At 45.0% G+C, this 23,233-nt stretch carries 18 protein-coding genes; 6 read left to right on the top strand and 12 right to left on the bottom strand.

Translation table 11 applies throughout. The features are described 5' to 3' along the window. Positions 1 to 100 precede the first annotated feature (100 nt). The 4 genes from VA249_RS09795 to VA249_RS09810 all read left to right on the top strand — a co-directional run bounded on the left by VA249_RS09795 (position 101) and on the right by VA249_RS09810 (position 5,598). A complete protein-coding gene (locus VA249_RS09795; protein WP_221067847.1) occupies positions 101 to 670 on the top strand; it encodes a PilZ domain-containing protein in 570 nt (189 codons plus the stop codon). Positions 671 to 695: 25 nt separating this feature from the next. After that, entirely contained in the window at positions 696 to 4,157 is a 3,462-nt protein-coding gene (gene mfd, locus VA249_RS09800; protein ID WP_221067849.1) for a transcription-repair coupling factor, read from the top strand. A gap of 7 nt (positions 4,158 to 4,164) precedes the next feature. Next, the gene (locus VA249_RS09805; RefSeq protein ID WP_221067850.1) at positions 4,165 to 4,935 is read left to right on the top strand and encodes a peptidoglycan binding protein CsiV; all 771 of its coding nucleotides are present in this window, start codon (positions 4,165 to 4,167) and stop codon (positions 4,933 to 4,935) included. Between the two features lie 114 nt (positions 4,936 to 5,049). Beyond that, positions 5,050 to 5,598, top strand: coding sequence for a GNAT family N-acetyltransferase (locus VA249_RS09810; RefSeq protein ID WP_221067852.1), 549 nt, complete (start codon positions 5,050 to 5,052; stop codon positions 5,596 to 5,598). Positions 5,599 to 5,702: 104 nt separating this feature from the next. Here VA249_RS09810 and VA249_RS09815 read toward each other — a convergent pair whose 3' ends face one another. From VA249_RS09815 to hinT, 7 genes are all read right to left on the bottom strand, one after another. After that, positions 5,703 to 6,992: an NAD(P)/FAD-dependent oxidoreductase gene (locus VA249_RS09815; RefSeq protein WP_128810517.1), complete on the bottom strand. Its 1,290-nt coding sequence runs from the start codon at positions 6,990 to 6,992 to the stop codon at positions 5,703 to 5,705. A 578-nt stretch (positions 6,993 to 7,570) separates the two neighbouring features. Then, positions 7,571 to 8,110, bottom strand: coding sequence for an alpha/beta hydrolase YcfP (ycfP, locus tag VA249_RS09820; protein WP_221067853.1), 540 nt, complete (start codon positions 8,108 to 8,110; stop codon positions 7,571 to 7,573). 78 nt (positions 8,111 to 8,188) lie between these two features. Then, entirely contained in the window at positions 8,189 to 9,070 is an 882-nt protein-coding gene (locus tag VA249_RS09825) for a phosphotransferase (RefSeq protein WP_221067854.1), read from the bottom strand. A gap of 42 nt (positions 9,071 to 9,112) precedes the next feature. Then, positions 9,113 to 9,703 (bottom strand): penicillin-binding protein activator LpoB, encoded by a 591-nt coding sequence (gene lpoB / locus VA249_RS09830; RefSeq protein WP_128810514.1) that lies wholly within the window; start codon positions 9,701 to 9,703, stop codon positions 9,113 to 9,115. Between the two features lie 90 nt (positions 9,704 to 9,793). After that, complete coding sequence (locus VA249_RS09835; protein WP_221067855.1) at positions 9,794 to 10,186, bottom strand: YcfL family putative periplasmic lipoprotein; 393 nt, start codon at positions 10,184 to 10,186, stop codon at positions 9,794 to 9,796. Beyond that, positions 10,186 to 11,580 (bottom strand): COG3014 family protein, encoded by a 1,395-nt coding sequence (locus VA249_RS09840; protein ID WP_221067856.1) that lies wholly within the window; start codon positions 11,578 to 11,580, stop codon positions 10,186 to 10,188. Before VA249_RS09840 ends, VA249_RS09835 begins: the two co-directional genes overlap by 1 nt. Positions 11,581 to 11,729: 149 nt before the next feature. Further along, on the bottom strand, positions 11,730 to 12,080 hold the full coding sequence (hinT, locus tag VA249_RS09845; protein WP_128810511.1) for a purine nucleoside phosphoramidase: 351 nt from the start codon (positions 12,078 to 12,080) through the stop codon (positions 11,730 to 11,732). Positions 12,081 to 12,315: 235 nt separating this feature from the next. Between hinT and VA249_RS09850 the strand changes: the two genes are divergently transcribed. Both VA249_RS09850 and VA249_RS09855 read left to right on the top strand, forming a co-directional pair. After that, positions 12,316 to 14,307 (top strand): methyl-accepting chemotaxis protein, encoded by a 1,992-nt coding sequence (locus VA249_RS09850; RefSeq protein WP_221067858.1) that lies wholly within the window; start codon positions 12,316 to 12,318, stop codon positions 14,305 to 14,307. 164 nt (positions 14,308 to 14,471) lie between these two features. Then, positions 14,472 to 15,632, top strand: coding sequence for a DUF1887 family protein (locus VA249_RS09855; RefSeq protein WP_221067859.1), 1,161 nt, complete (start codon positions 14,472 to 14,474; stop codon positions 15,630 to 15,632). Positions 15,633 to 15,805: 173 nt separating this feature from the next. Here the strand turns inward: VA249_RS09855 and udp are convergent, their stop codons facing one another. The 5 genes from udp to VA249_RS09880 all read right to left on the bottom strand — a co-directional run bounded on the left by udp (position 15,806) and on the right by VA249_RS09880 (position 23,177). Next, entirely contained in the window at positions 15,806 to 16,564 is a 759-nt protein-coding gene (gene udp, locus VA249_RS09860) for a uridine phosphorylase (protein WP_005437517.1), read from the bottom strand. Between the two features lie 307 nt (positions 16,565 to 16,871). Next, positions 16,872 to 19,178, bottom strand: a complete 2,307-nt coding sequence (locus tag VA249_RS09865; protein WP_221067865.1) for a zinc/cadmium/mercury/lead-transporting ATPase — start codon at positions 19,176 to 19,178, stop codon at positions 16,872 to 16,874. A gap of 100 nt (positions 19,179 to 19,278) precedes the next feature. Continuing rightward, the gene (locus VA249_RS09870) at positions 19,279 to 20,730 is read right to left on the bottom strand and encodes an MATE family efflux transporter (protein WP_221067867.1); all 1,452 of its coding nucleotides are present in this window, start codon (positions 20,728 to 20,730) and stop codon (positions 19,279 to 19,281) included. A gap of 63 nt (positions 20,731 to 20,793) precedes the next feature. Further along, positions 20,794 to 21,213 (bottom strand): CBS domain-containing protein, encoded by a 420-nt coding sequence (locus VA249_RS09875; RefSeq protein ID WP_128810506.1) that lies wholly within the window; start codon positions 21,211 to 21,213, stop codon positions 20,794 to 20,796. Between the two features lie 344 nt (positions 21,214 to 21,557). Continuing rightward, the gene (locus tag VA249_RS09880) at positions 21,558 to 23,177 is read right to left on the bottom strand and encodes an NAD(P)/FAD-dependent oxidoreductase (RefSeq protein WP_221067869.1); all 1,620 of its coding nucleotides are present in this window, start codon (positions 23,175 to 23,177) and stop codon (positions 21,558 to 21,560) included. Positions 23,178 to 23,233: the final 56 nt, after the last annotated feature.

A 23,233-nucleotide genomic window follows, 5' to 3' on the forward strand; every position in this document is an offset into this window, starting at 1 on the left:
CAGGGAAACTTGATAACTTACCCTGATTAGCGATAATCAGTGCTCTATCTGGCTCATTCTAAAATAAAATGAGAGCGCTCGTGGCAGAAAGGACCGAATAATGACAGAGCAAGAGTATTTCACTGTACATCACAGCCTAACCATTAACGTGGAGACGTTAGCAACAGGCTTTATTCTGCCAAATGAAGAGATATTTGAATCAGAAATCCCAGCACCATTTATCGTTGCAAGCGAATTCAGCCATTTAGATATGCTGGCCGACAAAGCACGCTTAGAGCTACAAACGAAAGAGCTCAAGCATGTCATCAATTTACTCGACACCCAAAACTCAAAGCTCAATCTGCTTTTAAGTTTCATGCTTTCCCAGCAAGATGACGCCGACGTTCGCTTTCAGACCACACAGTTTGGAGCCAGTCAATTAAGTTATCGTACTCACCTAGAAGCCAATCCCGAACAATTGGTGCGAGTCAAACTGTTCTTAGACCATCCTGCTGCAGCCATTTACTGCTACGCTCAAGTAATAGATTGTCAGCCAGAAGAGCAAGGATATGTGGTGACTTTAAAATACAAATTGCTCCGAGAAGCCGACCAAGATTTACTGATCAAAGCCGCGTTATATCAACAACAAAAACTACTACGCCAGCGTTCATTAGAGCGAAATATCAAATAACCATCATGACAAAAAAATAACTATCATGACAAAAGCAACGATTCTATCGGTCACAAACCCATCAGGTTCTGGTGACAAAAAGCAACTTGGCAACCTCCCAGGGGCGGCATTAGCGATGGCCATTGCTGAGCTTGCTAAACAGCATAAAAGCCACGCTTTACTTGTCGTGCCCGACCCTCAAATCGCGCTAAAACTGCAAGCCGAAATCGAACAGTTTACTGATAAGCCTGTTAGTCTGTTTCCAGATTGGGAAACATTACCTTACGACAACTTTTCACCACATCAAGAAATCATCTCCGACCGTATCGCTCGTTTATATCAATTGCCTCATCAACGCGACGGTGTCACGATTGTTCCAGTCAGTACGGTGTTACAACGTCAATCACCACGCGACTTCTTGCTGCAACACACTTTGATGGTCAAAACAGGTGATCAATTTTCATTAGATAAGTTGCGTGTCCAGTTAGAAAACTCCGGCTATCGCCATGTTGATCAGGTATTTGGTCCCGGTGAATACGCAAGCCGCGGTTCAATTCTTGACTTATTCCCAATGGGCAGCTCCGATCCGTACCGCATTGATTTCTTCGATGATGAAATTGATACCATTCGTACGTTTGATCCCGAAAATCAACGCTCCGTTGAAGACATTGAACAAATTCAATTGCTACCTGCTCATGAATTCCCAACCACGAAATCCGCAATAGAAGATTTTCGCACTCGTTGGCGCTCTCAATTTGAAGCAAGACGTGAGCCTGAATCTGTTTACATGCAAGTGACAAAAGGAACTTGGCCTGCCGGTATCGAGTATTGGCAACCCCTTTTCTTCGATCATACTGAAACCCTATTCGATTACTTGCCAGATGATTCCTTACTCATCACCTATGGTGATATTGAAACAGCAATCGATACGTTCTTAAATGACGTTGAATACCGTTACGATCAAAAGAAAATCGACCCATTACGTCCGCTGCTTGCGCCCCATGAATTGTGGTTAAAGAAAGATGAACTGTTTACGTACTTCAAACAGTTACCTCAAGCTCAATTGAGTTCAGAGAAAATCGTTAAACGTGCGGGTCGAGAAAACCTAGCCGCGCAATCTCTCACTGAACTTGGTGTTCAGCAGCAAAACAAAGAGCCACTTGCTCGATTACGACAATTTAGCGAGCAATTCACCGGTAAAATTGTTTTTTCTGTAGAGTCAGAGGGTCGCCGTGAAGCGCTCACCGAGCTATTGCAAGGAATTAAAGTTCGCCCCGTAGTGCATGACTCGCTCTACAAAGCACTCGGTTCTGATGACCGTTTTAGCTTGATCCTCGGCGCGGCAGAACATGGTTTTGTTCATGATGAGCTAGGCTTCGCTCTGATCTGTGAAAGCGACTTATTGGGTGATCGCGTCATCCAACGTCGTCGCAAAGACAAAAAAGCGGTCAACAGCGACACCGTGATTCGCCATCTTGCCGAACTCAAACCTGGTCAACCCGTCGTACATATCGATCATGGTATCGGTCGATATCTTGGCCTCCAAACCCTCGAAGCTGGCGGCATGAAAACCGAATACGTGACGTTGGAGTATCAAAATGATGCCAAGCTCTATGTTCCCGTATCCTCTTTAAACCTAATCAGTCGCTACTCAGGTGGAGCAGAAGAAAGTGCACCTCTACATAAGTTAGGCGGGGAAGCATGGGCCAAAGCTCGACGTAAAGCAGCAGAAAAAGTCCGCGATGTGGCTGCCGAGCTTCTGGATGTGTACGCTAAACGTGAGTTAAAACCAGGTTATAAATTCGCACTCGATCGCGGCCAGTACGCTACCTTTAAAGCGACGTTCCCGTTTGAAGAAACCGATGATCAATCTATGGCAATCAACGCTGTCTTGTCTGATATGTGTCAAGCTAAAGCCATGGACCGTCTCGTGTGTGGTGATGTCGGTTTTGGTAAAACTGAAGTGGCCATGCGCGCGGCTTTTGTTGCCACAGACAACAGCAAGCAAGTGGCGGTGTTGGTGCCCACGACCCTGCTTGCTCAGCAGCACTTTGAAAACTTCCGTGACCGATTTGCCAATCTGCCAATCCGAGTAGAAGTCCTATCGCGCTTTAAATCTGCCAAAGAACAGAAAGTGATTCTTCAAGACGTTGCTGACGGCAAAGTCGACATCGTGGTGGGCACTCACAAATTACTTTCTAGCGATATCAAGTTTAAAGATCTTGGCTTATTAATCGTCGATGAAGAGCATCGCTTTGGCGTTCGCCAAAAAGAAAAAGTGAAAGCAATGCGTGCCGATGTCGATATTCTCACGCTGACTGCCACACCGATCCCGCGTACATTGAATATGGCAATGAGCGGCATGCGTGATCTTTCGATCATTGCCACTCCTCCTGCACGCCGCCTAGCGATCAAGACATTTGTACGCCAACGTGAAGACGCCGTGATTCGTGAAGCGGTACTGCGTGAAATCATGCGTGGTGGTCAGGTGTATTTCCTACATAACCAAGTCGAGACCATCGAAAAAGCGGCGGAAGACCTGCAAAAACTGGTTCCAGAAGCGCGCGTCACGGTTGCCCACGGTCAAATGCGTGAACGCGAGCTAGAGCGCATCATGAACGACTTCTACCACCAACGTTTCAATTTGTTGGTTTGTACGACCATCATCGAAACCGGCATCGACGTTCCGACTGCTAACACCATCATCATGGATCGCGCCGATAATCTTGGTCTTGCTCAGCTTCACCAATTACGCGGCCGAGTTGGGCGTTCGCATCACCAAGCTTATGCATATTTATTGACCCCTCATCCAAAAGCCATTACGAAAGACGCCATCAAACGTCTCGATGCTATCGCTTCACTCGAAGATCTTGGCGCGGGCTTTACGCTGGCTACGCACGATCTTGAGATCCGTGGCGCTGGTGAGCTACTGGGTGATGAACAAAGTGGTCAAATTCAATCTGTTGGTTTTACACTGTATATGGAAATGCTTGAACAAGCCGTTGAAGCGTTGAAAGAGGGTAAAGAGCCATCACTGGATGATTTACTGCGTGAGCAGACAGAGATTGAAATGCGAATTCCAGCACTGCTGCCAGATGATTATATACCAGATGTTAATACTCGCCTGTCTATGTACAAACGCATTGCCAGTGTGACGGACTTCGATGGGTTATCTGAACTCAAAGTGGAGTTGATTGATCGTTTTGGTTTGTTACCTGATGCAGCGAAAAACCTGCTTGCCGTTTCTGAACTAAAAATTGGTGCCGCGTGCCTTAAAGCGAAGAAAATCGAGGCACATGATAAAGGCGGATTCATCGAGTTTTACCCAGATGCTGACATAAACCCAGCGTATTTGGTTAAACTCCTGCAGTCACAGCCGCAAAAATTTGCAATGGAAGGTCCAACTAAGTTCAAGTTTAGCGTACCATTGACGGACCGACGTAAACGCATTCAATTTGTCCAAGACTTACTGAATGATTTTAAACAGAATTTATTACCAACGAGCTAATAGTCGAATGAGAATACTGATCCCATTATTGCTTCTTTGTGTCTCAATGCCATCTTGGGCTGCGCGTCAATTTGATATTGAAGTAATTATTTTCAAACGAGCAGTCGACCCTGAAAGCACTACTGAATCATGGCCAAATACCCTGCCAACGATCGAGATGAGCAATGTCGGCAGCCTAGAGAGTGAGTCTTACCGAAGCTCAAAAGGCGTAACACTGCTGCCCCGCTCTTCTTTCCGCTTAAATGCACAAGAAGCAGCATTGAGTAATCATGCGGGTTTCAAGGTTTTAAAACACGTAGCATGGCGACAAGGCGATCGCGGTAAAGCAAGCGCACCCATTTTCCGCTTTGTCGGAGGCCGTGATTATTCAGGCAGTTACTACTCTGATGGCCGCGCTAAAGACGGAAGTACGCAACCACTAGATACAGATGGCTATAGCGAAGAAACAGTTACTGGCCCGCTTTATGAACTTGATGGAAAATTCCAAATCTATGTTCAGCACTATCTGTTTGCAGAAACCACACTGGATATTCGCGAGCCGAGTGTGCGTGAGGTTCGTATAGAAGCTCAACCTGTTGACCAACAAACAGAAACACTTGGTGAAGTCGATGGTAATGTCCAAGTAGGTAACTTAGCGGAAATTTCCCCAACGGTGACTGAAGAAACATTCTTGAAAAGTTACCGACTCGATCAGAAACGTCGTATGCGTAGCGGTGAAACTCACTACTTAGACAACCCATTGATGGGAATGATCATTCAAGTTCGTCGCGTGCAATAATCATTCGCACTAACATGAAGCGCAGCAAATGCTGCGCTTTGTTATATCTAACGTCCGAGCCCTTTTAACCTCAAGTTATTAGGGTGAGAAATGATCATTTAGGTATCTCAATTTATGAGTCCGGATTTTGAAATCATTACTCCTCGTCTAGCCTTAAAGCTCATTCCCGCAGAAGATGCACATGCTTTACAAGCACTGATCGTCCAATCGCCCTCTTTACATCAATGGCTTGATTGGTGTAACCCAAGCGTGACACTGAAAGATGCGCAAGATTTCTTACTCGCAACACGTTTAAACTGGGTAAAAACCGAGGCTTTTGGGTTTGGTATCTATGAACGAGAAAACCATCATCTCGTGGGTATGGTTGCTGTCAATGAGCTATACCATACGTTCAACATGGCAAGTATTGGGTATTGGGTTGCAGATAAGTACCAAAGAAATGGATTTGCACAAGAATCAATCGCAGCTTTGGCTGAGTTTTGCTTTGCACAATTAAGTTTAACGCGAATTGAGATCGTTTGTGATCCTGACAATACCGCAAGCCAAGCTTTAATTGAGTCTGTCGGAGCGAAAAGAGAGACGATTGCTAGAAATCGTTTTATCTTTCACGGAAAAACCAAAGATGGCGTGGTGTATTCACTGCTGCCGATTGATTTAGAATAAAAAAAACCACCGGCATGCGGTGGCTTCTCTTTATATCTCTTTGGGTTTCATCACCGACTCTGCGTTATATTACGAGACCAGCGATAGAAAAACCCATTTTAAAATTAGTGTAGCTTTAGGTTTGGACGAAGTACGCGGTTGATTCGGCCAACCAGCATCATTAGACTCGTCTTAATCACACCATGCAGCGCCATTTGGTGCATGCGATATAATGAGATATAAACCACACGAGCGATGCGACCTTCAACCATCATAGAGCCTTTGGTTAGGTTACCCATCAAACTACCTACCGTAGAGAAGCGGCTAAGTGAAACCAAAGAACCATGATCTTTGTACACGTACTCTTTTAACTCACGGCCATTCAACTTCGCTACGATATTGCTGAATGCTTGGCTCGCCATTTGGTGTGCTGCTTGAGCGCGAGGTGGTACAAATGAACCATCCGGCTGAGTACATTGAGCCAAATCACCGATAACGAAAATATCGTCATCACGTGTCGTTTGCAACGTGCCTTTCACCACGAGCTGGTTAATACGGTTAGTTTCTAGACCAGCAATGTCTTTGATAAAATCAGGCGCTTTAATACCGGCAGCCCAAACCATAATTTGAGCCGGGATCTTCTCGCCATCTTTTGTCGTCAAACCGTCTTTCTCTGCTTGTGTTACCATTGTCGCAGTGCGGACATTTACGCCCAACTTCACGAGTTCTTGGTGTGCTGCAGACGAAATACGCGGAGGCAAAGCAGGAAGAATGCGCTCACCCGCTTCAATCAAGCTGACATTTAGCTTGCTTGAATCGAGATCGCCAAAGCCATACGTTCTTAGCTCTTTGACCGCATTGTGTAACTCTGCAGAAAGCTCAACGCCAGTCGCTCCGGCACCAACAATCGCAATGTCTACCGTTCCGTTACCATTTTTTGCGTGCAGCTTTAAGAACTCATTGTTCATTTCACTGCGGAAACGGTGCGCCTGCTCTGGGCTATCGAGGAAGATACAATTATCACGCACACCTGGTGTGTTGAAATCGTTAGATGTAGAACCAATCGCCATGACCAGAATATCGTACTCCAATTCACGTCTTGGCATTAGAAGCTCACCATGATCGTCTGTAAGCTCACTTAAAACGATCACTTTACGTTCACGGTCGATATCTTGCAGACTGCCCATTTGGAAGTCAAAGCAGTGGTTCTTAGCATGCGCACGATAGCTTAATGCGTCCACCCCCTCATCGAGTGAACCCGTGGCAACTTCATGCAATAACGGTTTCCACAAATGGCTTGCTTTGCGGTCTACTAAAGTAATTTGTGCTCGGTTCTTACGACCAAGAGTGCGGCCTAGTTTGGTTGCCAACTCAAGGCCACCTGCACCACCACCAACAACGATAATACGTGTCACAATGATTATCCTCTACAAAATGAATATATGGGGTCAGCCCGATGCACACTTTCGCCTTGCGAAGTTTTGCACCCAACCGATGAATTCTTGGGGCTCTAGAGGTAGTTCACTTTTGGATAAATGCCGATGCCATTGCTTTGCGCTTTTTCTCTACGCTTTGCTATTTAGTTCAGCGAAACGCTGTACTTGGAGACGCTCATCAGCTAATAGTCTGAAAACACGATCTCAGACAATAAATGGGCAAGTTATTTCCTTGCTCTCAATTTTTTTTGATATTTATCAAATTATTTTTACTGAGTTCATTATATAGGGCATTCCTTTATTGGCAACAAAAATCCTTACCAAGGATACGGATTGGTTACTTTTTGTCTGCTCTACAATACCGTTTTCGTGCTACAAAAAGCTAAATAACCTCAACTCAGGATAGCCCACTAAGCCATTCAATCATTTCAGAATGTAGGGATGCAAAGATGCAAAGATGTAAGAATGCAAAACGTTCTTTCAACGATCTAGTGGCGTATAGAAACAAAAACAGCACTTCGAAAAGTGCTGTTAAGAAAGGCATTGCTTAATGAAAATTATGCGTTCTTGAACGCTTTCATCGCTTGCAAATGATGGGATATTTTTTTGAACTTGTGCGTTTGAGTGTCATCCCAAATAATTTGGTAATGCGCTTCTAACTCCGCCGCTGTTTTCGAATTGTCGTGAATTTCATCTTCTTTCGACAAAATCACTAAGCATCGTTCTTGGTTCTTAGTGCGGAACTTCTCAACGCACTTGGTTGCAATGTCTTCATACTCTTCTGGACGATCAATACGTCCTGCCATGGTATTCTCTGGGTGCAAATTTGGATTAAACATGACTTGCTTAATACCACATAGGAATCCAATTCTTTCTGACCAATAAGCGCCTAAACCCACACCACAAATCAACGGGCTTGGATCATCCGATTGGTCAATCACCTTAGACACTTCTTTTAATAAGTGTTGCATATCATGCTTAGGATGAAGTGTACTGTAATTGATGAAACGAACGTCATCATCAATGAATTGCAGTTGAAGCACTTTTTCGTGATTGCCTGGGCTTGTGCTATCAAAACCATGCAAATAAATAATCATGTGTACCTCTCCCTATATCCTATATTTGGTACTTCACTTTAAACTACCACTATTTCTTTATGGTTAAAGGAGAAAACGTCATCGATTCTCAAAACAGTGATCTTCCATACATAATAGGTCTTTAAACTCGTCTGCACTGTGTAAGTATTGTTCATCACCCCACAATTTGTAGGCAAGCAAATACCATAACATTGCCATCATCCTTGTCCTTGGTATCCAGGCTAAGACACCATCCAACCATAGCGTCACTTCTTCTATTTGGCGAGCTTGGCAATATTGAATGACACCTTGTTCAATAGAGACATCTGCCAGTTGCAAAACAAGGGCAAGATCAAGTCTCGGATCCGCTATAGCTGCGTATTCCCAATCAATCACTTTTATCTCATTATCGCCGCAAACTAAGTTGTAACTGCCTAAATCAAAATGGCACAGCGCTAGCGGAATAGAGTCAATATGCGGCTCAGAGCGCCACTTTCGATACAAGGCTTCAAATTCTGTTCCTGAAAATTCGCCGTTCAAACCGTACCAATAGTGGTCAACCTTCGCTAAGTATGAAAAGGTACCAAGCGTTAATGACGTCAACGGATAGCCATGAATTGACGCCGCAACCGCCAGAATTTGATCAATATTGATATCAGAATGCGTTGGCGTATCCCCTGTTAGCCATTCCACCAATAACCCTTGCTCATCAACAAACACCGCTTTGGGGCCTAGGTTGAGCGGTGAGATAGCCGTAAGAACTTGATACTCCTCATGACGAGAAATAGCAAACGCCTCACATATTTGACTGGTTGGACGCCAGACATACTCTAATCCGTCGGAAGAAACCAATCGCCAGCAGCGATTGGTTAATCCACCAGTAAGTGCGTGAGCTCTCACTGGTGGTGACGCGAAAAAGCCATCCAGCGCGCTTAAACTCGGCTCTAAGAGTTTCGCTTGCTGCCAAGAAACACTGATCATAAATGACTTATCCACTCAGGTCATAAGACCAAATAAAATCAATTAAAGACCAAATAGGCTCTTAGACTGCTCTTTGCGAATTTCTGTCTCGTCCGCCCATTCAATCAAGCCCGTTTCCAAATCCATTAAACGCATGGTCATTTTGTAGTATACGTCTTTGTCACTGCCTGCATTTTTCACGATGCTTGAAAGGTTACCGTAAAGCATGTATTGCGCACCGACCATTTTACCGAATTGAATCGCCGTGCTTTGATTCACCAGTTGATCTGAATTTTGGAAGTTCAACTGCTCACGAACGGACTCTACACGGTCCATGTCAACAAAGCGGAACTTACCTGAGTTCAGCATCTTGGTTGAGATTGAATCCGTGATCGATTCTGTATCAATGTGTTCACTTGTCTTGTTCTTGATGCGCTCAACAAACACAATTGGACGTTGGTCACGGGTGATCGCTGCCACAGACCCTGACATCATCATGCTGTCGACCATTTCACCGGCGATTTTTTGTAGGTCGGTTGAACCAAAATCAATCGTCGTCGTTTCAACCGCTTGCGCATCACCATAAGAGACTTTGTTTGAACAACCACCTAAAATGACGGCAAGACCTAACAGAGCAATAACACTTTTCTTCATGAGAGTTCCTTAGTTTGTGTGTCGTTCCAAGGCGTTTCCACCTTGGTAAAGCAGCATAACCGCTAAAAATTGTATCCACCGAAGAGTGGGTTAATCATCTTGTGCTTCACGGATTTGAACACGAAATTGAGTGCCATTTGGATTTACGGTTACCTCAGATAACGTAACCTGTTCAAATCCTCGCACGGTCATTTGTCGCCACGGGCCCGGTTTTGTGTTCACTTCCAAACCTGAATTGTCGTACCAATAAAAACGGTAAAGAATGTGCTGGTCGCCTTTGTAATTGCTCGTGAGTTGCACCACGCCTCGAGGCCGATCCTCAACATACGTTGTTCTAATCTCGTCAATCAGTAAACGGCTACCCAATACATTGTCACCAAAAAACACGTTCTGGGTTTGACCATCGATTCGAATACCCGCGGTGTTGTCAGCACAACCGACTAAACCAATCATCATTGCAAAACCAATAAGCCACGCTCTCATTACAACCTCCCCAGTTGTTTATGCCACACGGTTGAATGCGCTCCCTGACGAGAGACCCAAACCAACGTTGTTTGCTGTGCTAGCACTTCGAATTGATACACCTGATCGCCAACATTAAGGCTCTGCTGACCCGGTTTCACCACTTTTGAAGCGGTTTTCACCGTCCCCGGTAGGGTCTGCCAACTTCTGGTATCAGGTTGCTCAGTTAATGTGTTCCATACGTTGAAAATAAGATTTCCAACGTCATCTCCTTGTGCCGCTTCTTTACGAATACGGTCTTTTGCCCAAACACGAATGGCTTGACGTAGAATGATGGTTGTTAAACGCTCATTTAAATCATTCTGTGCCATGTCGTTCACATTCACTAACGTACTTGATGGTAATTTCTTACCGTTCAAAGCAACATCACCAAAGCGTTGTGTGCCACGCTTGGGATAATAAGGTAACGCTAATGAGTAAATGGCCCCATTCCCTCGACTGTCATAAATAGGTAAGTCAATACGCCAACCTTGCAACGCTTCCACCACTCCTTGCTCATCTATCACAATCACACGACCTTGTGATTTGCTTAGGGCTGATGGGGCCTTACCATAACGTTTTTCCAACATACGCAAATCTTGGTTCATACCCAATTTTTTCGCGGCGTACATGGTACTTTCAATCACTTGCTTGTTGTCTGGCATAACCGCCAATGCGCGGCGGTAATCCACATACGCACTGTTCAAATCTCGTGATGCTTCATAAAGCAAGCCAGAGAGATAAAACAAGTAACCATTCTGAACCGAACTTAACTTTTTCCCTGCGTCTGGATAGTTCGCTAATACACTACCCAAGTTAGCCGACATTCCTTGTTTGTTAAGATCTTTCTCCGCTTGCTTTAGTTCCCTTTCCCTAGCTTTTTTAGCCGCTTCTTGTACTTGGTTAGCACGACGCACCTCAACTAACGCTCCCTCAAGATCATTTTTCTGTAGGTAGTTCAGGCCAAGATACAAATGCAAAAAGCCGAGTTCATAATCGGCAGGTTGGTAATCATTTAAGTTATCGTTAATGGCGAGGGAACCCACACTTGTTGCGGTTTCTGATACGGAGATGGTCGCTCGATCTTGCTGTTTGCGTACAGCTCGATCACTGTTTTCCAATGCACTCAAACTTTTGGGATAATCTTGAGCAAGAAAAGAAATACGGCCTAATTCGAAATTGCCAAGAATTTCACCGCCGACATCACTCGATTGCAATTGCTCAGCTTGCGCATAATTGCCCGCCACGACGGCTTGATACACTTCTTGGTTTTGATCGCTGTAATGACTAAACAGGCTACCTGCAGATAAGTTCGCACACCCTGTCGCCAACAAGGCCCAGCTAATCAAACCGAATAGCTTCAAAGCATATTTCACATTTATCTCCACAAATGTGTTATTCGACCAAACTGAAAAGTGGATGGCATATTGAACCATCCACACTTCACATTCAAAATCACGTTATGCCTCATGGCTACGGCATTTTTACGTACTGAGCCGTGCGACAGACGTCATTTAAATGCGAGTTAGCTTAACACCATTGGCCCAAGAGGACGACCGCCCAACAAGTGCATATGGATATGGTAAACCTCTTGTCCACCATGGGCATTACAGTTCATGATAAGGCGATAACCATCTTCGGCAATGCCCTCTTCCTTAGCAAGTTTCTTCGCTACTGTGAACAAGCGTCCCATCATCGCTTCATCTTCCGCCTCTACATCGTTTGATGTTGGGATGAGCTTATTTGGAATAATAAGAATGTGGCTTGGCGCACGAGGGTTGATATCGCGAAATGCCGTAACTAAATCGTCTTGATATAGAACATCAGCAGGAATCTCTTTTCGAATAATTTTGCTGAAAATTGTTTCTTCCGCCATGGGAACTCCATTTTATATAGGTGTGTTACCTACTTAGTATGCGCTATGCCAAGATTGAGCTCAATAAAAAACAGTGTTCACTTAACACTATCAGCAGAACGCGAATCAGAGAATCTTTTTTTGTCGTGTGCGTCATAAAACGTGCGCAATGAACTCAATACAATCCAGAGAATTTTGTAAATTTTTAAGTTATTTCTTATTTATTTGGCTATTTTTTGGGAGAGGACGCTCACTTATGCGGGGTTCAGTTATTAAACGGATGTATGCAGGCTTTGCTCTGATCATCATCTTATTTGCTGTCACAATTGCCATTATGATGGGAGGTATGAATGACATTCATGGAAAATTCGAGAATGTTTCCAAGTCATCCTTACCACTCGTATCACTATCTAACCAAACCAGTGTAGAGCTTCTTTCTGCCGATAAGTCATTTAAAGACTTTCTAACCACTGAGAATAAACAACGCATGGAGGAGATGCGTCAAGAATTTGCCAAATCTCAGCAACAATTTGCCGCAACGCTAAATCAACTTGAAGTGGCGAGCCAGATCTATCCATCTCTTGCTGAACCTTTCTCTCAATTGAAAGAACTAGAGCAGAGCTACTTCAACGAAGCGCTGGAAGCCATGAACAATTACGAAGCGATGTTCGTTGCCCAAGAAGAAGTACAAAAATCTTCTCGTCGATTCCAGCAATTAAATACCGAGCTGTCTGTTGGCTTAAAAGAGTACATAGCTGATCAATCAAGTATCTCGGTCAAAGTCATGGCTAAGAGTTATTTCATAAAACTCAATGACGCAGAAATTATTACCTCTGATGCGCTCGCCAGTACAAACCCTGAACAAGTGATGCAAGCGCTCGCTAAAAACCGTAAGGCAGTGACTCATTTAAATTACGCATTTAACGGCCTTGTGACTCAACTTCCAGAGTTAAAAAAGGCGTTTGGAGAAACCGTTACGCAGTTTACTCGTGACGTTGGTCAACGTGGTGGTGTATTGGACCAACACAATAGCTACTTAGCCGCTCGTGCAGCACTTTATGACAACATTGCCAACTTAGCGGCAAAAGTCGATTCGACAATGACTATTCTTGAGCAGTTCAACACGACGGCGACTGACAAATTGAACGAATCATTGGTAGAAGCTGGGACGATTTATTCTCAGGGGGTGACAAAAGCGATGGTTATCGGAGTCATCGTTGTTGTTTTTGCCACTGCGATTGGCTATCACATAGCAAACAGCGTTCGTGAACCTCTGACACGCATTTTGAAAGCACTAGAAAGTTTAGCCAATGGCGATATGACACAACGCATCGATATTCGTTACAACAATGAATTCAGCCGCGTGAGTGGCCATATCAATACACTTGCCGACAGTCTTCACGACATTTTGGTGAAAATTAACGATGCATCAGAAAACCTAACCACCACTGCATCCAACAACGAGAGTACCTCTTCGTCTGCACAAATGAAGCTAAATTCACAACGAGCCCAAACCGCCAGTGTCGCCACCGCGATGACTGAGATGTCTAACTCAGTGCAAGAAGTCGCGCAAAGTGCACAAAGCTCGTTGGAGATGGTACAACGCGTTGAGTCGGCTTCGGATCAAGGCCGCAATGTGATGAACAGTAATATCTCGACCATCAATCAATTGGAGAGCCGTTTAAATGAATCCGTCTCTGCGGTATCTGAACTGCAAAAAATGAGTGGCCAGATAGGTTCTATTCTTGACGTGATTCGTAATATTGCTGAACAAACCAATCTACTTGCGCTCAACGCGGCAATAGAAGCAGCCCGCGCAGGTGAGCAGGGGCGCGGTTTTGCGGTTGTCGCAGATGAAGTTCGTGTTCTGGCCTCTAAAACGACCCAATCAACCACCGAGATTGAGTCTATGATCAGTAACTTACAATCAAGCTCTCAATCAGCAAACCAAGTGATTCAAAGTTGTATGAATGATATGGAGATGTCTGTAGAACAAGCCTCGAAAGCCAACAGTTCGATGGAGGAAATCCAAGCCCTCATTCTGGAAATTAGTCAAATGAGTACGCATATTTCTCATGCGGCGGCAGAGCAAAGTGCGACATCAGCAGATATTGCCCGCAACATAGAAGAAATCAACAGTATCGCAGACGAGAGCTACCACGCAATGTCGAGCATCGCACAAACCAGCGAGTCATTGACACAGTTAGCACATCAGCAAAACGAATTGGTTCATCGATTTAAGTTATAGTTATTGAAATAGATAACGCTGAGAATCCATACAACCAACTGTACAAGGGCGACTTTTTACCAAGTCGCCCTTGTTTTTTTATGGCCTTGTCTACATATGGTTATTATGGCTTGCTCATCCTTTTCATTTATATTTTCGAGCAAGCCAAATATGAAGGAAAACTTATGGCTGTTCATGTTGGTATAATCGACCAAGATCCCGTGAGATTGGTCACTCCGCTTTTAGATAATCGTACAATCAGTACTCATATCGTATTCATCGGTGACAAGAGCCAAGAAGACGCCTACCATCGACTGAGTGCCGTATTAGAACAGCGACAAATCACCTCTGAATTTTTTGAGATTCCTTCTGTCGTCAATACGTCTCTGATCAAACAATCAATTCAGACACTGGCTCAAGATTTACACAGCCGCGGCGAAGAAGTTAAGCTCAATGCAAGCTGTGGTCTTCGTCATCGCTTACTCTCAGTTTATGAAGTTTTCCGTACTTACCATTGGCCTATCTTTGTTGTGGAACCAAACAGCGATAAGTTATGTTGGCTATACCCAGATGGCAAAGAAGACTCTCAAGTTGAAGACCACATTACGATTGCTGATTACCTCACCATTTTTGGTGCACGCGGTGAATTCCACCACGTTGACCTCCCTCCTCAATTAGATCTAAAACTTTATGAGCTAGGTGAACGATGGGCATCGAATGCATTAGAACTCGGCCCAGGACTCGCCACGCTTAACTACCTTGCGACAACTTGTCGTAAAGAACAGAAGCTTGATGTGGAGCTGTCTGAAAAGCAGCAAGGCTACCGTGAGCTCAATATGCTTCTGAGTGATTTGGTAGAGGCACAAATTGCAACTTACGAAAATGGTATTTTAACGTTCGCGAATGAGGACGCTCGTCGTTTCTCTAACGGCGAATGGCTTGAAACACTGGTGCATAGCACGGTGAAACAAATTCAAGACAGTATGCCGACCATTCAAGATCGCTCATTAAACGTTCAGGTTTATCGCAAACTCGGTGAAAGCGAAGTTCGCAATGAGCTTGACGTTGCAACAGTGGTGAACAACAAACTTCATATCATTGAATGTAAAACCAAAGGCATGCGTGATGATGGCGATGATACACTCTACAAGCTGGAATCATTACGCGACTTACTAGGCGGTCTACAAGCTCGAGCCATGCTCGTCAGCTTCCGTCCACTGCGCCACAACGACATCACTCGCGCCGAGGACTTAGGGTTAGCACTTATTGGCCCTGAAGAGCTAAAAGATCTCAAAACACACCTAAGTGCTTGGTTTAAAGCCGCTGGTGGTTCTGACGAAATCTAATTGTCAATATCCGATCAAAAAAGCAGCCTCGAGCTGCTTTTCTATTGGGGCAGATTTAGTTTCTCTGACACTCAAGCAAAACCGGCAGATAGCAAAAGCCAGAGGCGAACCTCTGACCTTTCCCGTTTGTTTAAATGTCAACTAACCTTTGTTATTAAAACATCTTACGGTTATTAAAGCATCTTACGAGCCGCTTCAACTACAACCTTAATTGAGCGAGCTTCCGTTTCTTTCAGCGTTGAATGATCTGGAATCTCTTTTTGTGTACGGTTGATGATTACACCCGCCACACAACCTGCTTTAAGGCCTGAACTTGCACACATGGTTAGCAATGTTGCTGACTCCATTTCAAAGTTCAGAACGCCCATGTCTTGCCACTCTTGCATAGAGCCTTGGAAACGCTTAACCACACGGCCGGAGAACGTGTCGTAACGCTCTTGACCTGGGTAGAAAGTATCACTTGAAGCCGTCACACCCATATGGACAGTTGCACCAGATTCTTCAACTGCCGCTTTCATTGCGGTTGCAATTTCGAAGTCTGCTACTGCTGGGAACTCCATAGGAGCAAAGTGCAAGCTCGCACCGTCTAGGCGAACAGAACCTGTGGTCACGATCATGTCACCGACATTAACATGCGGCTGGATTGCGCCCGTTGTTCCGACACGTAGGAAAGTGCGAACACCTAGTTGCGCGAGTTCTTCCACTGCGATAGACGTTGATGGGCCACCGATACCTGTAGAACAAACCACAACAGGTTTACCATCTAGCTCTGCACGGTAAAGCGTATATTCGCGGTGACTTGCTAGAAATACTGGATTTTCCATTTCTTCTGCGATTTTTTGTACGCGTGCTGGATCGCCTGGAATGATGGCTAGCGTTGCACCATTAAGATCCGCTTCAGTAACACCTAAATGGAATACAGCTTGAGACATAAGTCGCTCCTTGTTGTGGCCTATTTTGTAAACAATAAGCTCATTAATAAGTTGTTGGGTACAGAAGCACTGTAGCGAACCTTTCCTCAACATTGAGTGATCACAGTCACAATGAAACAATGTAATAAATCTACACTTTCAAATAAAAACGGTTTACATCACACTTTGTTAGGAGAGGAATCACTTCGTTGCATAAGAATGAGTGATTTACCAAACGAAACATTCAACAAAGATATTTTTTGTTTAGCGGTTACAAAAAAGCCTGAAGCATCTAAACCTCAGGCTAATTATTAAAGGGCTTATCTTGCTATTTTACTTGCTTAGATTCAAAACGAAGCAATCTCAAAGCATTCAACGTAACCAGTGCGGTTGCGCCACTGTCGGCGAGTACTGCGACCCAAAGGCCAGTAATACCAAGTAAACTCGTCACTAAGAACACGCCTTTCAAGCCGAGCGCTAATGCAACGTTTTGACGAATGTTGTTTAAAGTCGCACGCGATAGCTCAATCATTGCTGCAAGCTCAATCAAACGGTTATGAGTAAGCGCTGCATCTGCTGTTTCCAGTGCAACATCAGTACCACCACCCATCGCAATACCAATGCTGGATGCTTTCATTGCCGGCGCATCGTTAATGCCATCTCCGACCATTGCAACGGTATGCTGAGCAGAGATTTTTTCAACGTAATGTACTTTGTCTGCTGGCAACAAGCTTGCTTTATAATCCAACCCAATTTGGCTTGCGATCGCTTCTGCGCTTCTTGGATTATCTCCGGTTAACATCACTGATGAGATTCCCAGCTTTTTCAGTGCTGCTACCGCTTGCTGAGCATCTTGACGGAGGGTATCTTGCCACGCAATCAAACCAATCACTTGTTCGTCATAACGGGCGATGACCACCGTTTTTCCTTGATCTTCCAACTCCACGACTTGCTTCTCAATCACAGATGGCAGAGGGAAATCGGCTTTTGACGGTGCAATAACTTGAACCAACCTACCATCGACCACTCCTGTTACACCCGCGCCAACCTGAGCGGTTTTATCATCGGCCTCCGGAATCATGATTCCCTGCCCTTGTGCTTTATTCACCAGAGAAATTGCCAAAGGGTGGCTTGAGCCAATCTCTATCGAGGCGGTCAAGCTCAGTAGTTGTTCTTCCGTCACATCAAACGGCACCACGTCAGTCACTTGTGGTTTGCCTTGTGTCAGTGTACCTGTTTTATCAAAAGCGACCGATTCCACACGACCAAGCAACTCTAGTGCCGCACCACCTTTGATCAGTGCGCCTCGCTTTGCCGCCGCCGCTAAGCCAGAGGTGATCGCTGCAGGCGTAGAGATAACCAAAGCACATGGACATGCGATCAACAATAACGCTAAACCACGGTATACCCATGTTTCCCAAGGTTGAGCAAACAACAATGGCGGTGTAATGATGACTAATAGAGAAACAAGCATCATCAATGGTGTGTACCAACGGCTGAACTTATCGAGGAAGCGTTCAAGCGGTGCTTTGCGTGATTCTGCTTCTTCAATCAAATGCAAAATACGGTCAATCGCATTTTCACCTTGACGAGATGTCACCTTAACTTGCACAACTTTATCGACAACCACAGCGCCGGCCATGATTCTTCCGCCTTCACTATGTTCAACCGGAAGCGATTCTCCTGTCAGAGCACTTTCATCAAAACTCGCAGCAAGGGTCATCAATAATCCATCTGCAGGCATTCGACCACCAGGCGCAACTTCAATAACATCACCCGGTTGAAGCTGTGACGCTGGTACCTCTTGACGGTTACCATCTACGATCAGCGTTGTATTCTCTGGAACGAGATCCATCAGAGCTTGGACACCACTGCGAGCGCGAGATGAGGCATATGCTTCCAACTTTTCACCAATAAGGAAAAGCAATAGCACCATCGCCGCTTCTGCTGTTTCACCAAGATAAAGTGCACCTAACGCTGCAACACTCATTAATGTTTCTATTGCAAACGGGGTTCCGCTGCGAGCGAGCCTAACCGCTTTCATGGCAACCGGATACAAACCAAGCAAACAAGTTAACGTAAAGAGCCAAGTGCTTAGTGTTGGATTGAAATCAGAGATGACGCCGGCAAACGCCATTGCACCGGCAATTGACAGAATTTGAACATTGTCTTTAACAATGCCTAACCAACCTTTCTTTTCCACTTTTGGACGAGGTGCATCGGTAGAAGTGAGTGGGAAACCCGTTTGTTGCGCGATTTGTTCAATTACAGAAGCCAGTGCGCGGTTATCAAAATCCACCACAAGCTTTTCTGTCGCGAAGAGCACTTTAGCGTTGATGACACCATCAACAGAACCGATTGCTTTTTCTAGCTTCTGCGCACAGGCAGGACAATCCATGCCAGAAACTAACCAGCTATTACGAACGGTAGACTCGAGGGGTTCGGCAGGGCCTTCTTCTTCAGCAGGATCCGTACTACAACCTCCACTGCTACAGCAAGACTCCTCTGACGAAATCACGCTTGCTTGAGTAATGTTAAGTGTTGGTTTCACCGGTGCGCAGCAAGCGTCATTTGCACCTACCGCCACCGCAGATTTGATTTTGCCAGATTGGCAGCCTTGATGTTTCGTACACATAATTCACTTTCCTTATTGGTGATAAGTCTTTATCTACTACTAAGGATAAACCTTAGAGTTAGCTCCAAGGTCAAGCGTATTTATATACAATATGGGTAATTTATGTTTTTTCGTCTTCGAGTACAGTTACAACATCTTCAATCAACACGGCATCATGAGAGCAAAATGGCTGAGAGTTAACACATGTGATGGCAGGATCATCATCAATCGCTTCCTCACCAAAGTTTTGCATCAAGTCTTTGATATGTTTGTTTAGAACAAACAAAGACAGCAATCCAAATATAATGGTGCCAACTGCTTGTCCATATAGAACCCCCAACGCCCCAAACCATTGCGAACCAAAGTAAACGAAAGGTAGTGTACCTAAGGTTGCTTTTCCAAGATTAAGTGCCGTTGAATACAGTGGCTTGCCTAAGTTATTGAAAGAGGTATTCGCCACAAACAGAGTGCCATTAAACACAAAGGATATGGCTACGTATGTGCAAAACGCTGAAACGATGATCGCCGCATCACCGGTTAAACTGAACATCGCCACAATGTAATCTTGAAGAAGATACAACAAGACGCACACGCCTAACGTATATATCGTCGTAACCAGTAAAGAGTCGCCTAAGGTTCGCTTCACACGATCCATCCGCTCTGCACCAAAGTTCTGTCCAATAATAGGCCCTACGGCACCGGATAACGCAAAGATGACCGCGAAACAAACCGGCGTCAAACGGCCAATCACGGCAAAGCCTGCCACAAAGTTCTCACCAAATTGTGCGATATGAGTGGTGACAATGGCGTTGCCTATTGGGGTCGCGGTATTGGTAATGATCGCCGGCACAGCAATCGCCAAAATGGTTTTTAAGTTACTTCTAATGATAGTGAAGTTCGGGAAAGAGACGAGGTTGTGCACTTTAACCAGTGGGTACAGTGAAAAAGCTAAAACCGTAAATCGTGCAATGACGGATGCCGCGGCTGCCCCTTCCACATTCCATTTGAAGACAAAAATAAACAAAGGATCGAGAATGGCATTAACTATCCCACCCGCCAATGTTGCCCACATGGAGCGCTTCGCATCCCCCGCAGCACGCAAACCAGCACCAGCCGACATACCCAACGCAAGGATCGGCGCACTCGGAAGAAGAATATTCAGGTAAGCTTCCGCGCGCTCTGCCGCGACCCCTTCCGCACCAATGGCAGATAAAAGTTCGGGGATATGGACAAACATACTTACCGTGATAATTAAGCTGATCATAAAAGCAACCAGCATAATGCTGCCACTCATAAATCTCGCACGTTCAAAATCTTTCGCACCAATCGCTTTCGAGACAAGTGCCCCCATCGCTATCGACGTGCCGATCGAGGCGGATGTTGAGAAAAAAATCAACGTGCCTGCAAACCCAACGGCAGCGGCAAGTTCTACTTGCCCTAACATACTGATGAACAGCATATCGAGCAGATCAACAACAAACAGAGCCATTAAGCCGACAGAGCCTGCTCCAGACATCACTAAGATGTGGCGCATCGTAGAACCTTGAACAAACTTCGCGTCTTGCGTGGACATATTTTTCCTCAACAACAAAAAGACGCCGAAGCGCCTTTCATCAAATATCTTAATTTTGGGGGATTAAACAGGGTGCTTAAAGCACTCGTTGAGCGTTTTACCAATAGCACGCAGCACATCACGACGCGTGATTACGCCAACAAGTTTCTCTTTGTCGTCCACGACTGGATACATCTTCGGCTTACCTATTTGCATCATATCAGCCAATTCAATGATCGACATTTCAGGAGAGACAGACAATACATCATCGTGCATACACTCTTGCACGGTATGCGTATCCTGACAATGGTAACTGGCTTTGACAAGTTTATCTAAAAGATCTTGTTCTGAAAGGAATCCAATCACTTTCTCATTTTCATCAATAACTGGACCACCGAGCGTTACACTTTGCATCACCTTGTCGAGTGCAGCAGTCAATGACTGATTTGGTGTAAAGGTCACAGCTTGTAATGTCATGTAATCTTTTACTTTTAGTGAGTGCATGCTTATCTCCTTATCGGCACGTTTTAGCTGCCTTTAGGATAAGTGTCGTCTAATTTCTTGATTTTACTAAATGGAAATTGGCAATTTTATTTATAGATTGTGCCTATTAATCGCCATCACAACGAATCCATAAGGCAACACAATAAATATGTAATTGCATAATTATTTAGTAAAAAAGCGAGGTTTTTCTTTGGAGGCAAAGGGGAAGAAGAGATTTGAACATATATCTGATAACGGTTGCCCCAATTTAATCACAACGACAAATGATCAACTAGCTATGCAGCCGAAATCAAAAAGCCAGCCTCAAATTTGGCTGGCTTTCGACGTATCATTACGCAAAGAAATTATGCATTTTGCATCGCTTCAACGATGTCACGAGCAACAGCTTCCGCCACTTTAATGCCATCAATACCTGCTGATAGGATACCACCAGCGTAACCCGCACCCTCACCCGCTGGGAAGAAACCTTTTAGGTTAACACTTTGGAAATCTTTACCACGCTTGATACAAACTGGCGAAGACGTACGCGTCTCAACACCAGTTAAAAGACCATCTTCCGATGCGAAACCTTTAATCTTGCGATCGAATGCAGGAATTGCTTCACGAATCGCTTCGATAGCAAATGCTGGTAGCGCTTTTGACAGGTCAGTCAGTTTGATGCCTGGAGTAAATGATGGCTCCACATCACCAAGTGCACTTGGATCGCGACCTTTCAGGAAGTCACCAATTTTCTGTGCTGGTGCGTCGTAGTTCTCACCGCCTAGCATGTAAGCGCCTGATTCCAATTCACGCTGGAAACGGATACCTGCTAGTGGATCGCCTGGGTAGTCCACTTCCGGAGAAATACCCACAACGATTGCACTGTTCGCGTTGCGCTCTGCACGTGAGTATTGGCTCATACCATTGGTTACTACGCGACCCTCTTCAGACGTTGCCGCTACCACAGTACCACCTGGGCACATACAGAAGCTGTAAACCGTGCGGCCATTCTTACAATGGTGAACCAGCTTGTAGTCCGCCGCGCCAAGAATTGGGTGACCTGCATTTTTACCAAAACGTGCCTCATCGATCATCGCTTGCTTGTGCTCGATACGGAAACCAACAGAGAACGGTTTTGCTTCCATGTAAACACCGCGCTCATGCAGCATTTCAAACGTATCACGAGCACTGTGACCTACCGCTAGCACTACGTGACGAGATTTGATTTCTTCACCGTTTGATAGCGTTACGCCTGTAATTTGACCATCTTCCATATGAAGATCATCTACGCGCGTACTAAAGCGGATTTCCCCACCTAGCTCGATGATTTTTGCGCGCATCTTCTCAATCATAGTAACCAGTTTAAAGGTACCGATGTGCGGCTTACTTACATATAAAATTTCTTCTGGTGCACCAGCCGCGACAAACTCAGTGATCACTTTGCGACCATAGAAGTTTGGATCTTTCACTTGGCTGTAAAGCTTACCGTCAGAGAATGTACCTGCGCCGCCCTCACCAAACTGTACGTTTGATTCTGGGTTGAGTGTGCGCTTACGCCAAAAGCCAAATGTGTCTTTGGTACGCTCACGCACTTCTTTACCACGTTCAACAATGATTGGGTTGAAGCCCATTTGAGCCAAAACCAAGCCCGCAAACAGACCACAAGGACCAAAACCGATCACTACTGGGCGCTCAGTTAGATTCTCTGGCGCTTTCGCGACAAACTTGTATTCCATATCTGGCGTTTGGCGAACGTGCGGATCTTTTTCAAATTTTGCTAGCAACGCTTCTTCATCACCTTCAACAATGATGTCTAGCGTATAAATCAGGTGAATATTGGTTTTCTTACGAGCATCGTAGCCGCGTCTAAAGACGTTAAAAGAGATAACTTTCTCGGCAGCAATGCCAAGTTTGTTAGTAATCGCGTCAAGTAGCGCGCCTTCCTCATGATCAAGAGGAAGCTTAATTTCATTAATACGAATCATGTGATGTCTCGATGTAGTAGGTGTCTTAGCCAAACCATACGCTCTCTCATCATATT

It is taken from the genome of Vibrio alfacsensis (assembly GCF_019670485.1).
In the GTDB taxonomy this organism is placed as follows: domain Bacteria; phylum Pseudomonadota; class Gammaproteobacteria; order Enterobacterales; family Vibrionaceae; genus Vibrio; species Vibrio alfacsensis.

Bases quoted from the DNA above. Each gene is read 5' to 3' on its own strand.
- VA249_RS09835 (WP_221067855.1), bottom strand. From the start codon at position 10,186: ATGAGAGCGTGGCTTATTGGTTTTGCAATGATGATTGGTTTAGTCGGT.
- VA249_RS09880 (WP_221067869.1), bottom strand. From the start codon at position 23,177: ATGATTCGTATTAATGAAATTAAGCTTCCTCTTGATCATGAGGAAGGC.
- VA249_RS09870 (WP_221067867.1), bottom strand. From the start codon at position 20,730: ATGTCCACGCAAGACGCGAAGTTTGTTCAAGGTTCTACGATGCGCCAC.
- VA249_RS09875 (WP_128810506.1), bottom strand. From the start codon at position 21,213: ATGCACTCACTAAAAGTAAAAGATTACATGACATTACAAGCTGTGACC.
- VA249_RS09805 (WP_221067850.1), top strand. From the start codon at position 4,165: ATGAGAATACTGATCCCATTATTGCTTCTTTGTGTCTCAATGCCATCT.
- udp (WP_005437517.1), bottom strand. From the start codon at position 16,564: ATGTCTCAAGCTGTATTCCATTTAGGTGTTACTGAAGCGGATCTTAAT.
- VA249_RS09865 (WP_221067865.1), bottom strand. From the start codon at position 19,178: ATGTGTACGAAACATCAAGGCTGCCAATCTGGCAAAATCAAATCTGCG.
- VA249_RS09850 (WP_221067858.1), top strand. From the start codon at position 12,316: ATGCGGGGTTCAGTTATTAAACGGATGTATGCAGGCTTTGCTCTGATC.
- mfd (WP_221067849.1), top strand. From the start codon at position 696: ATGACAAAAGCAACGATTCTATCGGTCACAAACCCATCAGGTTCTGGT.
- ycfP (WP_221067853.1), bottom strand. From the start codon at position 8,110: ATGATTATTTATTTGCATGGTTTTGATAGCACAAGCCCAGGCAATCAC.
- VA249_RS09855 (WP_221067859.1), top strand. From the start codon at position 14,472: ATGGCTGTTCATGTTGGTATAATCGACCAAGATCCCGTGAGATTGGTC.
- hinT (WP_128810511.1), bottom strand. From the start codon at position 12,080: ATGGCGGAAGAAACAATTTTCAGCAAAATTATTCGAAAAGAGATTCCT.
- VA249_RS09795 (WP_221067847.1), top strand. From the start codon at position 101: ATGACAGAGCAAGAGTATTTCACTGTACATCACAGCCTAACCATTAAC.
- VA249_RS09810 (WP_221067852.1), top strand. From the start codon at position 5,050: ATGAGTCCGGATTTTGAAATCATTACTCCTCGTCTAGCCTTAAAGCTC.
- lpoB (WP_128810514.1), bottom strand. From the start codon at position 9,703: ATGAAGAAAAGTGTTATTGCTCTGTTAGGTCTTGCCGTCATTTTAGGT.
- VA249_RS09825 (WP_221067854.1), bottom strand. From the start codon at position 9,070: ATGATCAGTGTTTCTTGGCAGCAAGCGAAACTCTTAGAGCCGAGTTTA.